This window comes from Paenibacillus sp. SORGH_AS_0306 (genome assembly GCF_030819345.1).
Taxonomy (GTDB): Bacteria; Bacillota; Bacilli; order Paenibacillales; family Paenibacillaceae; genus Saccharibacillus; species Saccharibacillus kyungheensis.
Genome location: NZ_JAUTBP010000001.1, coordinates 5,142,102 through 5,154,812 on the forward strand (window position 1 = coordinate 5,142,102; position 12,711 = coordinate 5,154,812).

Here is a 12,711-nt window from a genome sequence, read left to right on the forward strand (position 1 = left end):
GAGATTGAAAAATATTTGTCCAATCATAGATTGAATCCGTACTAGATTGAATCTGTCAATCTGACAAATGAATCAATTTCTTATAAATACTATATCGGTTGAACTACGGGATAGATGAATAGAGGTTTTGGAATAACATACTCAATCTGTTTTGAAATATAAAATTACAAATAAGGAACAGGAGTGGTAATGATGAATATTACTGTAATAGGTACAGGTTATGTAGGTTTGGTATCAGGTGTCTGCTTTTCAGAAATAGGAAACAACGTGCGTTGTGTGGACAAAATTGCTTCTAAGATCGAAACATTGCAAAGCGGTGGCATCCCGATCTACGAACCAGGTCTTCAAGAAATGATGATGAAGAATGTAGAAGCAGGACGACTAACATTTACAACGGACTTGAGTGGACCGGTATCCGAATCGGATCTCGTGATTATTGCAGTAGGTACTCCACCACTTCCTTCCGGTGAAGCCGATCTACAATATATCGAAGCAGCAGCTCGTGAGATTGCTCTTTCTATGAAAGGGTACACTGTTGTCGCTGTGAAAAGTACAGTCCCTGTTGGAACCAATGAGCGCGTAAACAGCATTATTGCTTCTTTGACAGATCAACCTTTTGATACAGCTTCGATTCCAGAATTTTTACGTGAAGGTTCTGCGGTTAAAGATGCATTTAATCCAGATCGTCTGGTATTGGGTGTACAGACACAACAAGCAGCAGACTTGTTACTTGAATTGCACCGTCCATTAACAGAAAATCTAGTTGTAACAGATATCCGTAGTGCAGAAATGATCAAATACGCATCGAATGCATTCCTTGCAACAAAGATTTCATTTATCAACGAAATTGCTAATATCTGTGACAAAGTAGGCGCAGATGTTGATGAAGTAGCTAAAGGGATGGGATTAGATCGTCGTATCGGACCTTCATTCTTGAATGCGGGTATCGGTTATGGTGGTTCTTGCTTCCCGAAAGATACTCATGCTTTGATCCAAATCGCAGGTAATGTAGAGTATGACTTTAAATTACTCAAATCTGTAGTTGAAGTCAACCAAGCACAACGCTGGGGAATCGTTGATAAGTTGTTAGAAGCATTAGGTACACTGCAAGGTAAAAAAATCGCTGTCTGGGGTCTAGCGTTCAAACCAGATACAGATGATATCCGTGAAGCACCATCCTTGGAGATCGTACCGAAATTAGTAGAATTCGGTGCCAAACCACAAGTATTTGATCCAGTAGCAGCAGAAAACTTCCGTCGTGAATATGATCATGAGTCTATTACTTTTGCAGAGAGTGCGCTAGAAGCGGCTCGTGGTTGCGATGCAGTCTGCTTGTTAACCGAGTGGGGCGAGTTCGTCAATATCGATCTTAAAGAAGTCGAAGCTGTTATGAACCAATCGGTACTTGTTGATGGACGTAATGTATATAGCGCTAAACGTGTCAAAGAAACAGGCTTCGATTACCATTCTATGGGTCGTCCAGCATTGCTTCGTGATAGCTTTATCGCAACTCAATCATAATCAAAGATTCTAACCTATAGCAAAAACCGACGCTGAAGATCAACTTCAGTGTCGGTTTTTTTGCTGTTGTATTCAGATATGAGGATCAGAACATCTATCGATCATCACTAGCAAATAAAAGAGCTTCAGGTGTATATCGTAGTTGATTATCAGTACGCTCGATCGGCGCTAATCAAGAGAAATAGAATGGAAATTTCACTGTGTATGGGAACGATCTCTGACAACACGCTCTAACAATTGACGAATCAATTGAAGATCTTCTTCTTCTAAAGGAACACCGTCCCAATGAAGTTGAGTATAATTTAAAAATTCGCGTGCATTCGTATTTTGTTGAGCAGGATCAAATTCTTCGGTCAAACCGAGTAAATAATCAGAAGTAGTACTCAATTTTTTAGCGATAGATTGGATCGTTTCCAAAGTGGGTTGTCTGTATCCGGACTCGTAGCCTGCATACGTGCTTTTGGCTACTCCTACATGATCTGCAACTTCCTTCATCGACATATTTCGCCTTTTGCGAAGTAGTTTGAGGCGTTTGGCGAACAATACAAAAACCCCCTAAATAACCTAAAATGTGTGCGACTTGGATGCTGTTACAGTTAGGAAAAAAGCCGCAGACAATAATACATATTATATCATGTGAAGTTATTATTGCCTATATAAATACAATTCCTAACTAGCTTGTAGTATCAATCATACTCCCTATTTCGACGATATGCGTTGTTATACGGCTATATACTAATTTAGTAGATAAATTATAAAGAGTGGAGTCTATGGGATATATATCTTAGTATATATACTGATTAGGTAAAATTGCATATGCTGTTTTATGTAAAATCTAAGTATACAACATATAACTTGACTACTTAGTTATTTATTTACTCAATAACCAAAAATTGTATATAAAAAATGTACGTAAAAATAAGGTAGTATGGATCACTTTATATATCGGAATTTAGAAAAATATTATGAACTTACTTTACATATAAATGAATAATAGTTATATAGTCCTACTATACCATTACTTTATTATTTTTTACTATGGTATTTGGACAAATAACATAAATTATTAAAAATAAATTAATTAATATTGAAGAACATCTTGCAGGTAGAAGCGAAGCAGACATGATATAGTTTAGATACTTTAGCTTGATCCTATTCGTTATATTTACTCAAGGAGGAATACAATAATGGAATTGCTTCGTCAAAAAGTAATTAATGAAGGTATCGTTTTGGAAGGGCAGGTTCTGAAAGTAGATTCCTTTCTGAATCATCAGATGGATCCGCTATTAATGAAAGAAATCGGTAAAGCATTTACGCAATTATTCGCAGATACCGGTGTAACGACTATTCTGACTATTGAGTCTTCAGGAATCGCTCCCGGCATTATGACAGCATTAGAGTTTGGTGTGCCATTGATATTTGCACGTAAACAAAAGTCACTGACTCTTACTGAAGATATCTTTGTAGAAACCGTATATTCGTATACCAAAAAGCAGAGCAATGATATCACCGTCTCCAAAAAATTTATCAAGCCAGGTGACCGGGTACTTATTATTGATGACTTTCTAGCGAACGGAGAAGCCGCTTCTGGACTTGCTCGTATAGTCAAACAAGCAGGAGCAGAAGTAGTAGGAATCGGCATCGTGATCGAAAAGTCATTCCAACCAGGAGCGCAATTGTTGATCGATGAAGGATATCGGTTAGAATCGCTCGTGCGAATCCGCTCATTAGATAACGGACAGGTTCAATTTGTAGATACACCTTGATAGATTCACAGTCATGATGGTATTGCTCTATGGAATAGAAATAGATAGTTTGTATTATGTGTTAGCTCTGCAGTGCGCTGGATCGCTCCATTGAAGTCTAATTTATAGTGGTTTGTAAATTAGGCTTGAGCGATACAGATCGTAACTGAGCGGCGTGTGCTTGAGACAGATAGCGTTCAATCAGATCATCTGCAATATAGCTTGCTGCTTGAGGAGTCTGAAGAGTGCGGAGCTGTGTCTGCATATGTTGTAGAATTTCTGGTTGATCCAGTGCTGTCATAAGCCGTTCAGCTAGCGCAGAAGAAGATTCGCATACTTCAGCAGCTTGATACGATTGTAAATACAGTGCATTGGCTAATTCTTGTCCCGGTACAGGCTTGAGTAGAAAAAGAGGTAATTCACAATGAATACATTCAGCCACCGTCACCCCGCCAGGCTTGGTAATTACACAATCACTCATCATCATCCATTCACTCATCCGATCTGTAAAACCTATAATCGTAAATGCAGGATGTTCGCTATAGTGACTAGCTAACTCTTGTAACAAAGATTCATTTTTACCGCAAATTACTATCACTTGTGTATCTGTACGTTCAGCAAGTTGGTCACACACTTCACGAACATTTTTGAGTACCCCATAAGCACCGGCAAGCAATAGAACTGTTTTGTGTTCGGGTATCAATCCAGCCTGAATACGAAGTTGCTTGCGATCAGGTACGTCTGTTACTGGATGGTGGGCTGTGAATAGATTCCGATCGAAGTCAGCACGTAAAGGAATACCTGAAACGCTAATCCGCTCTGGTGGTACACCCTGAGCTAACATATCTTGCTTCATATCGGTAGAAGGTACATAGTAATGATCGATATGAGGATGAAGCCAGCGTCCATGTAGATCATAATCGGTTAGTATATTGACAAGTGGCATCGTTAGTTGCCAGCGCTTTTTCATAGTAGGCAACACCAATTGTGGAAACGTATGAATCACCAGATCAGGTTGTTCCTGCTCCAACACAGCTTGCAAGCTTCGTATTCCCAATGAATGAAGTGCTTTGCCAAATAACGAAGTGGCTTTCATTTTGCGGGTATTATAATACACCCATCCATATAAATGAGGAATCGTAGTGAAGCTTTGCATATAAATAAACTGGGTTATTTTGTTGATCCATGGATGAGATTCAGCCATCACATCAAGTAATGTTACATGTGGAACACCACGTTCTAACAGACTAGCTTGCAACGATTTGGCAGCTTGATAATGTCCATGACCATAGCTTGCATATACGATTAGAATCGAAGACGAATTGTGCGGCATACGAAAATTCCTTTCTAAGCCAAATGTATTCTATTTCCATAAAAAGCTGCTTCTATAGGTTGCCTGAACTTGAGCATAGCACGAGCGGTTATAGATAATCCAATATGGGCTGGATGACTATAGCAAATAGAAAAGAAAAAGCAACGTTCTCTTATTGTTTACCCTGTACAATCCTTTTAGAGACAACCTTTTTGACTACAGTGACCAAGCAACGGAATTACATATCATATACGCAATATATCCAACAAAGATTCGCCAAAAAATTAACCTATTTCGTACCTTTTTTTAACAAACAAAAGTGCTATAATCTTAAAAAGTATGATATTATAAAATAATAAGGTGCTTAGATAAGGGTTGGCGTTGAACACGTTGCTAACAGCGACCAACACACTAGAGAGGCGCTCACATGCGCAGGGATATACCATATGCGGGTACATCAGCCTTGTACTAAGAAGATAAGAGCATTCAGCCGGATTGATTCAGCATTTCTCTTAAAGGGTATGTAATATGTCAGATGCCCGCAGAAAGTGCTAAAAGATCACAGATGAGATACAACTTCATATCTAACTACAAACACACCAAAGGATCTTTTCGGCGTTCTCAAAAACAAGGCACGTTTTGGGAGGGAATTCCATGGCAACTAAAGGACACAACGAAGTCAAGGAAAGTCTACGGGAAATGACACGCATTTTTCGGCCTAAGGATCCAAAGAAATTTGTTAAGGAATATGTTCGCAAGTATCACATAACCGGGGGATACGAAGAAGAACTCACGCTTCTTGTCGAGGATGAACTTGTTAAGCTAGATTCGTCCGTCTCTTGATTACGTATGTAAGCACATGCGACGATTATTGAAAATGTAATGATTATAATTTTATGTAACAACTGAACAATGAATGTGATGATTATTTTCGTAATTTAATGAAAGCAAGACATACCGTCCTTTGGCGACTGACCGCCAGAGGACTTTTTTTGTGCTTTTGTGAGATGGAATTTATATTTAAAATCGTATAACAACGTAAATCGATGATTTTTTAATAACATAAATCATCATCTCTCCAAAATAAAAAAAGGAATATCTTCAAATCTATTGACAGTGTATATATACAATGTATACTGTGTATATAGATATATACAGTATATACACTGAATGGAGGGTATATTGATGAGCGAGAATTTCAAGTCTGGCTGGATATTAGCTCGTAAAGATTTTACGAACAATCGGATGATGTTTGTCTGGTCTACGATATTTGTACTTTATATGGGCGGAGTATTAGGTTTACTTTTTTATACAGGTACACTGACTGGAAAAAATCACTTTTTACAATCCAGTACAACTGATTTTATTATGCTGATATGTGCACCGTTGTTAGGAACTGATTTTTCTAGACGAGCGTTTAATTTGCAAAAAGAAGATACTTACACCAAAAATTTAGTCTATCTTCGCATTTTACCTGTTTCTTCAACAGCGATTATATGGGGAAGAGTTCAGCAGATGGCGCTTATCTTTTTATATAATTGGACATTGTTTTTCTCTATTTTGTATATCATGAGAATTCGTTTTGAAGTAGATATTTCATTTGTTTCTTATATTGCTTTTGCGCTCACTTGGGCTGGCTTTTGTATAGCATTAATGAGTTTTTATTTATATTTTGAATTTAGTCTTTCCGGTAAAAAGTATATTAAATTTACGTTTGTCACTATTTTTGTACTGATTCTCTTGTCGATCGGGAGTGTCTGGTTAGATTGGAATATCACGAATACCTTTTTATTAGTAGCGATGAAATATAGATTAGCGTCACCGCTGATGTGGAGTGCTATTGGGGTCGGTATAGTGTGTATGACGTTATCTATTTATGGCATTCGGCGTACATTACGGCATAGAGATTTGGTCTAAGATAATGTATTTGAGAGTGCAACGGTTAGGAGGGGTAGAGGTATGAAGATACCTGTGCAGATCAATGAAGATAGTGCTGAGCCATTATATCGGCAGGTGGAGAATCAATTACGTTCTCTCATTATTGGAGGAACATTACAAGAAGGTACATTATTACCCTCTATTCGTGAATTTGCCGCCGATCTGAAATGTAGTGTGATTACGATTCGACGCGTCTATCAAGACTTGGAGAACGAAGGATGGTTACGTACACGTCAAGGAACAGGAACATTTGTGATGAAAGTCGAACAAGGGCAACTTACCCAGATGAGTGAAGAGAATGTACGTAAAATTATGAATGAAGCTATTCAGAAAAGTGCTGCTCTAGGCTGGGATCAACAGCAATTGCAACAATTATTTGCAGAGTTATTACAACAGCATTTTACAACATAACAACACTATTGAATGATAAGCCTATTATATAGCTAAGGAGGAAACAGCTATGCAGGAACAATCAGTCATCTCATTACACGAAGTCTACAAAACACGAGGTCAACATACGATTGGCCCGATTAATTTTGAATTACCTCAAGGATATATCACTGTTCTTGTCGGTGAAAATGGAGCAGGAAAAAGTACCTTATTAAATCTGATGATGCAGACGATTTATCCAGATCAAGGATGGATGACATGGTTCGGTCAATCCGAGAAAGATGAGTTACCTATTCATATTCGGCAACGAATCGCTTATGTATCAGAGCATTCATCGATTGAAGAAAATCGAATGACAGCGTTAGAAGCCGCTCGCTTCCGTTCTCATTGGTATCCTAAATGGAATCAAAAAAAGTTTGAGCAGTTGTTGATTGAATTTCAAGTACCATCCAATATCCATCTAAGCAAAGTCTCCAAAGGGCAACGACAAAAGTTTGAATTTGCCGCAGCTATTGCGACTACACCGGACTTGCTACTGATGGATGAACCTTCTTCCGGGCTAGACCCGTTTGCCTGGAAAGATATGATCCGTACATTGCACCAACTTATGGATACCAGTGATCTTAGTATCCTCATTACAACTCACCGGATGGAAGAAGTAGAACGACTTGCCGATTATGTCATGCTGATGAATGACGGCATCATCTACGGAATAGAAGAAAAAGATACACTGTATCAACAATGGAAAGAAATATGGATTAATGCTGGCGCAGGCGATACCGACGTAATCCATAACTTGCGCGACTGCGATGGTATTATCGCATGGGAAGTACAATCCGATCTATCTGTACGTATCATCACCACAGATGCTCTACAACTAGAAGCCGCCGCCGCTGAAAACGGAATCCCTACCCAGACCAGAGGGCTAGAATGGGAAGACTTGTTATACTATTGGCGAAGCGCTTGGAACCAAAAGCGCGACCAAAGTAAAATAAAAAAGTGATTTTTGCTTTAGCAAAATATCTTACGATAAGCGCTTGGAACCAAAAGCGCGACCCAAGTCCAAAGAAAAAATGATTTTGCGTTAGCAAAATATTTTAAAGGAGCGATCAAGCGATGAAACCATTGGTATTGAATCAAATTATCAAACATTATGCAGGGACAACAGCAGTAGACAACTTGTCCTTAGAAGTAGAAGCAGGAGAGATTTACGGCTTACTAGGAGCAAATGGAGCAGGTAAAACGACAACAATGCGCATGGTACTCGGACTGATTTATCCAGACGAAGGTGAAATTTTGTATAATGGTAGGCCATATCGAACAGAGTTACAACACAAGATGGGCTATCTACCTGAAGAACGTGGATTGTATCCTAAAATTAAAATTAGTGATCAGCTAGTCTATCTCGGACAATTACGTGGTATGACTCACAAAGATGCAGTGCAAAGTCTTAAAAAGTGGTTGGAACGATTTGATGCGATGGAATATTTGGATAAACGGATCGAAGAACTTTCCAAAGGGAATCAGCAGAAAATGGGCTTTATCGCTGCGGTTATTCATCATCCCAGTATTCTTATTTTAGATGAAGCATTTAGTGGACTTGATCCGGTGAATGTGGAAATGCTCAAAGAAGTCATTCAAGAATTACGAGATGAAGGAACAGCGATCTTATTTTCAACTCACCGGATGGAACATGTAGAAGAACTATGCCGTAATATGACGATACTACGTCGCTCCAAGCCGGTACTACAAGGCAATTTAAGAGAAATTAAACATACGTATCCGCGCGAAAAAGTTGTTTTGCGTACAGCAAATCCACTTGTCGGTCTACAAGATATCGCAGGCGTTACCAATGTAGAACCACAAGATGAAAATGGTCGTTATCTGATTCATATCAATGAAGAAGAAGCGACACAACAGATTTTACAATTAGCGATGCAACAGGGAAGTGTAGAACAGTTCGAGATCAAAGAACCAACATTAAACGAAATCTTTATTAAGGTGGTGGGCAATAATGAATAAGCTAGGGCATGTAATTAGCTTTACCTATCGTAATAAAGTCAAAAACAAATCATTTCGTTGGACAACATTATCACTTGCTGTGTTATTGCTGATTGGACTGAATATTCCGTATTTTATTCAGTTATTTTCAGGTAACAACGGAGAAGATAATCTGAAGATTGCTATCGCAAGCAGTAATTACAATGAGATTGCTACTCAGATTCAGCAAGCTGCGCAAAAGCAACAACAAGCTAAGTCTTCTACAGACAATCCAATGATGAATGCAAGTAGCGACTTGCAGGATACAAAGCTACAATGGCAAGATCAATTTGAATCCGAAGCCACTTTGCGGAAGCAAGTAGAAGATGGCAAGATTGGCGGATATTTATTATTACAAAAGCCATCTCAAGGCGATCCTGCGTTCCCTGCCGTGACGTATGTGAGTGAAAAAAATGATGTTGTTATTCAAAGTCTATTACAGACGGCTACACAAACAGCCAAAGTACAATATATTGCCGCAGGGAAGTTAACCAATACACAGTTAGAACAGATCGGTACACCGGTCACAGTAAATCATACTTCTCCAGATGATCTTAATGGCAATGCCGATTCCAAAAAAGAAAATCCAATCAAGTCTAACACCGAGAATTATATTCTGGTCTATTTACTTATGGTCCTGTTCTTCTTCTCGCTGACGATTACAGGCAATATGATTGCATCCGAGATTACAGCAGAGAAAAGTTCGCGGGTAATGGAAATATTAATTTCCAGTCTATCTCCACTGACGCAAATGTTCGGTAAGATTATCGGTGTTTTCTTAGTCGGACTCACACAGATTGCTTCATACGGTATCGTGATCGCAGTTAACTTATCTCTACCATATTATCAAGAAGTACTGGCTAAGTTCGATCTGCATGTCAGTAATTTATCTTTGAATATTGTTGGATTTGGATTGTTGTATTATGTGTTAGGTTACTTCTTGTATGCGACCTTGTTCGCAGCGATTGGATCGATCGTAAGTCGTACAGAAGATTTGGGACAAGCGATATCACCGATTACGATGTTAACATTGGCTGCATTTTATATTGGAATATTTAGTATCTCCAATTCAGATTCGTTATTAATGCGTATCTCTTCGTATATTCCGTTTTTCTCGCCGACAACATCTATTGTACGAATTGGGCTTGGCTCAATGCCAATCTGGGAAATCGCGATATCTATTGGTATTTTACTGGTATCTATCCTGTTCTTCGGCTGGTTATCTGCCAAAATCTATCGCACCGGTGTATTGATGTATGGAAAACGTCCAAGCTTGAAAGAATTACGTAAAGCAATGAAATCTTATAAAATTTAGTAAGTAAGAGGTGCAATAATATGAAAAAAAACAATAACGTAACATGGATGCATTACAGTAAATGGGCATTAGCGCTTGGAGCACTCACAGTGGCGATTACAGCTTGTAGTGGTACAAATACAGCTCAACCAGCCACAACAGTGGATACAACGACTCCAACTACAGCTACAGAGCAACCGACTACGCCAACAGCTAAGCTTACAGCAGAAGAAGTTCCAACTGCCTTGTTAGAAGGCCAATATAAAGAAGTATATGCTCAATTTAGCGATAATTTTAAAAAGCAAATCTCTGAAAAAGATTTTGTCAGTTCAGCTGAAGCCTCTCTTCAATCTGTCAAAGCATTTAATAAAGCCGCTGATATGGAGATCAATGATGCAGATGTGCGTTCATGGGTTAGTGATTCAGGAAATATAGGGCTTAACCTAACAATAGACCAGCAGGGAACGATTCTAGGGCTACAAGCCAAAGCTTTAACGCCTACACCTGCAACCGATAAAGTTACCACCAAAAATGAATATGCGTTTCCATTTAAAGGCGACTGGTTTGTGTTCTGGGGTGGTAATAATGCGTTGATCAATTACCATTATGAGTACGAAAGTCAGCGTTACGCGTATGACTTTATCCAGCGCAAAGATGGATACTCTTACAAAGGCGATCCACTCAAAAATGAAAGCTATTATGCTTTTGGACAACCGCTATATGCACCTGCGGATGGTAAAGTGGTATCGGTATTAAGTAATATTCCAGATAACGAGCCTGTAGGTAAAATGAACCCGAAAGTGCCTGCGGGTAACGAGATAGTTATTGCGCATAGCAACGGTGAATACAGCGTAATCGGTCATATGAAAAAAGGATCGGCATTGGTGAAAGTTGGGGATAGGGTCAAAACTGGCGATAAGCTAGGATTGGTTGGGAACTCTGGCAATTCCAGCGAAGCACATTTACATTATCAGGTGTCTGATGGGGCTGATCTGTTCAAGTCCAAAGCGATTCAGATCAAGTGGCAAGATGGAAGTAAACCTGTACAGGGTGAGACGATTACAGCCAAATAAATCAAATATGCCAAAAAAGGATAGTCATGATGACTATCCCTTTTTGTTTTCTATCCTACATTGATACTTTACCATTAATAATTATTTATTCTGCAAAATCTGCGTTTATCGTTGTGTCTTTCCAATCTTCAATCGTTTGAAGTAAATTGGTGAATTTATGAGTGGCTGCTTGATAAGCTGCTTTTCCTAAGAGAAGGCGAAGTGGAGGATTATCCGACTCAATTACTTTTAAAATAGCTAGCGCTGCTTTTTCAGGATCACCGGGTTCTTGACCGCTTGCTTGTTCCATATGATCCAACATCGGACTCAAGGTTTCTTGATAAGCCGCAATAGTTGGTTTGGTTTTGACCGAGGAACGACCACCCCAGTCTGTTCGGAAAGAACTGGGCTCGATAAGTGTAATATGAATATGAAATGGGCTGACTTCTTGAGCAAGGCTTTCTGAGATCCCTTCAACAGCATACTTTGTGGCATGATAGTAACCAAGAGTTGGGAACGAAGTGAGCCCACCGATTGAAGATAAATTAATGATATGACCTGATTGTTGGTTCCGCATAAAAGGGAGTACCGCATTTGTAGCATTCATAAGTCCCCAGAAGTTAATTTCGAACATTTTACGTGTTTGTTCTTCAATACTTTCTTCCACAGAAGCAAAATAGCCGATACCTGCATTATTAATTAACACATCAATTTTTCCAAAATGGTCTACAGCAGTATCAACAGCATGTTTAATTTGTTCCGGGTTCGTTACGTCCAGTTCAAGAACAAGAATGTTAGATGTATATTGTTCTGCTAAGCTTTTTAGTGTATCTGTATTTCTAGCTGTTGCGATAACATTATAGCCTTCAGCTAATGCTTTTTCCGTAATAGAACGTCCAAAACCACTTGAACTTCCTGTAATAAAAATAACTTTTTGACTAGATATCAATTTCCTTCACTCCTTTAAGTGGTATAGATTGAGAATACATCTTAAAGGAAGCTTTATGTCAAATCGTTATTGAAAGTAATCTTTATTAAGTACTTTAAGATCATAATACGTTATTTTTTGAATGATTTTTTCTAAGTTTTGATGAATTTGCTTGAGATGTTCTTCTACTTTTTGTTTGTGGTCTACTAAAAATTCGCGTCTTTCAAGTAGCGTATCATCTCCAACCACAATTAAATCAATATAGCTTTTTATATCTTTTAGACTCATACCAGTTTCTTTCATCGCAATAACAAGCTTTAACCACTCAATTTGTTCTTTAGAATATATGCGTCGTCCTATATCATTACGTGCTATAGCAAGCAAAATTCCTTCTTTTTCATAATAGCGAATAGTAGAGGCGTTGATACCAAATAATGCTTGAACTTCTCCAATAGTATACATTGATCTTCCTCCAGACTTAAAGTTAACTT

At 38.6% G+C, this 12,711-nt stretch carries 13 protein-coding genes; 9 read left to right on the forward strand and 4 right to left on the reverse strand.

What is annotated here, in order from left to right:
- The first annotated feature begins 192 nt into the window (after positions 1-192).
- Positions 193-1,521, forward strand: coding sequence for a UDP-glucose dehydrogenase family protein (locus QE450_RS22845; protein ID WP_274171093.1), 1,329 nt, complete (start codon positions 193-195; stop codon positions 1,519-1,521).
- 195 nt (positions 1,522-1,716) lie between these two features.
- On the opposite strand, the gene QE450_RS22850 is transcribed toward QE450_RS22845, so the two are convergent.
- The gene (locus QE450_RS22850) at positions 1,717-2,064 is read right to left on the reverse strand and encodes a helix-turn-helix domain-containing protein (RefSeq protein WP_204826536.1); all 348 of its coding nucleotides are present in this window, start codon (positions 2,062-2,064) and stop codon (positions 1,717-1,719) included.
- A gap of 644 nt (positions 2,065-2,708) precedes the next feature.
- Between QE450_RS22850 and QE450_RS22855 the strand changes: the two genes are divergently transcribed.
- A complete protein-coding gene (locus QE450_RS22855) occupies positions 2,709-3,287 on the forward strand; it encodes a xanthine phosphoribosyltransferase (RefSeq protein WP_273614706.1) in 579 nt (192 codons plus the stop codon).
- Positions 3,288-3,384: 97 nt separating this feature from the next.
- Here QE450_RS22855 and QE450_RS22860 read toward each other — a convergent pair whose 3' ends face one another.
- Positions 3,385-4,599, reverse strand: a complete 1,215-nt coding sequence (locus QE450_RS22860; RefSeq protein WP_307302344.1) for an MGDG synthase family glycosyltransferase — start codon at positions 4,597-4,599, stop codon at positions 3,385-3,387.
- A gap of 633 nt (positions 4,600-5,232) precedes the next feature.
- Between QE450_RS22860 and QE450_RS22865 the strand changes: the two genes are divergently transcribed.
- From QE450_RS22865 to QE450_RS22895, 7 genes are all read left to right on the forward strand, one after another.
- Positions 5,233-5,421 (forward strand): hypothetical protein, encoded by a 189-nt coding sequence (locus QE450_RS22865; protein WP_069329489.1) that lies wholly within the window; start codon positions 5,233-5,235, stop codon positions 5,419-5,421.
- Between the two features lie 342 nt (positions 5,422-5,763).
- On the forward strand, positions 5,764-6,495 hold the full coding sequence (locus QE450_RS22870; protein ID WP_307302348.1) for a hypothetical protein: 732 nt from the start codon (positions 5,764-5,766) through the stop codon (positions 6,493-6,495).
- A 42-nt stretch (positions 6,496-6,537) separates the two neighbouring features.
- Positions 6,538-6,927: a GntR family transcriptional regulator gene (locus tag QE450_RS22875; protein WP_274171090.1), complete on the forward strand. Its 390-nt coding sequence runs from the start codon at positions 6,538-6,540 to the stop codon at positions 6,925-6,927.
- A 49-nt stretch (positions 6,928-6,976) separates the two neighbouring features.
- Positions 6,977-7,909, forward strand: coding sequence for an ATP-binding cassette domain-containing protein (locus QE450_RS22880; RefSeq protein ID WP_307302350.1), 933 nt, complete (start codon positions 6,977-6,979; stop codon positions 7,907-7,909).
- A gap of 113 nt (positions 7,910-8,022) precedes the next feature.
- Positions 8,023-8,928, forward strand: a complete 906-nt coding sequence (locus tag QE450_RS22885) for an ABC transporter ATP-binding protein (RefSeq protein WP_307302352.1) — start codon at positions 8,023-8,025, stop codon at positions 8,926-8,928.
- Complete coding sequence (locus QE450_RS22890) at positions 8,921-10,261, forward strand: ABC transporter permease (protein WP_301263110.1); 1,341 nt, start codon at positions 8,921-8,923, stop codon at positions 10,259-10,261. Before QE450_RS22885 ends, QE450_RS22890 begins: the two co-directional genes overlap by 8 nt.
- Before the next feature lie 20 nt (positions 10,262-10,281).
- Positions 10,282-11,313 (forward strand): peptidoglycan DD-metalloendopeptidase family protein, encoded by a 1,032-nt coding sequence (locus QE450_RS22895; RefSeq protein ID WP_307302354.1) that lies wholly within the window; start codon positions 10,282-10,284, stop codon positions 11,311-11,313.
- 85 nt (positions 11,314-11,398) lie between these two features.
- Here QE450_RS22895 and QE450_RS22900 read toward each other — a convergent pair whose 3' ends face one another.
- Both QE450_RS22900 and QE450_RS22905 read right to left on the reverse strand, forming a co-directional pair.
- Positions 11,399-12,241 (reverse strand): oxidoreductase, encoded by an 843-nt coding sequence (locus QE450_RS22900; RefSeq protein ID WP_307302356.1) that lies wholly within the window; start codon positions 12,239-12,241, stop codon positions 11,399-11,401.
- Positions 12,242-12,307: 66 nt separating this feature from the next.
- The gene (locus QE450_RS22905; RefSeq protein WP_273614720.1) at positions 12,308-12,682 is read right to left on the reverse strand and encodes a MerR family transcriptional regulator; all 375 of its coding nucleotides are present in this window, start codon (positions 12,680-12,682) and stop codon (positions 12,308-12,310) included.
- Positions 12,683-12,711: the final 29 nt, after the last annotated feature.

What these genes read in the sequence shown, in the direction of transcription:
- QE450_RS22845 (WP_274171093.1), top strand. Translation starts at nt 193, where the DNA reads ATGAATATTACTGTAATAGGTACAGGTTATGTAGGTTTGGTATCAGGT.
- QE450_RS22855 (WP_273614706.1), top strand. Translation starts at nt 2,709, where the DNA reads ATGGAATTGCTTCGTCAAAAAGTAATTAATGAAGGTATCGTTTTGGAA.
- QE450_RS22860 (WP_307302344.1), bottom strand. Translation starts at nt 4,599, where the DNA reads ATGCCGCACAATTCGTCTTCGATTCTAATCGTATATGCAAGCTATGGT.
- QE450_RS22865 (WP_069329489.1), top strand. Translation starts at nt 5,233, where the DNA reads ATGGCAACTAAAGGACACAACGAAGTCAAGGAAAGTCTACGGGAAATG.
- QE450_RS22870 (WP_307302348.1), top strand. Translation starts at nt 5,764, where the DNA reads ATGAGCGAGAATTTCAAGTCTGGCTGGATATTAGCTCGTAAAGATTTT.
- QE450_RS22875 (WP_274171090.1), top strand. Translation starts at nt 6,538, where the DNA reads ATGAAGATACCTGTGCAGATCAATGAAGATAGTGCTGAGCCATTATAT.
- QE450_RS22880 (WP_307302350.1), top strand. Translation starts at nt 6,977, where the DNA reads ATGCAGGAACAATCAGTCATCTCATTACACGAAGTCTACAAAACACGA.
- QE450_RS22885 (WP_307302352.1), top strand. Translation starts at nt 8,023, where the DNA reads ATGAAACCATTGGTATTGAATCAAATTATCAAACATTATGCAGGGACA.
- QE450_RS22890 (WP_301263110.1), top strand. Translation starts at nt 8,921, where the DNA reads ATGAATAAGCTAGGGCATGTAATTAGCTTTACCTATCGTAATAAAGTC.
- QE450_RS22895 (WP_307302354.1), top strand. Translation starts at nt 10,282, where the DNA reads ATGAAAAAAAACAATAACGTAACATGGATGCATTACAGTAAATGGGCA.
- QE450_RS22905 (WP_273614720.1), bottom strand. Translation starts at nt 12,682, where the DNA reads ATGTATACTATTGGAGAAGTTCAAGCATTATTTGGTATCAACGCCTCT.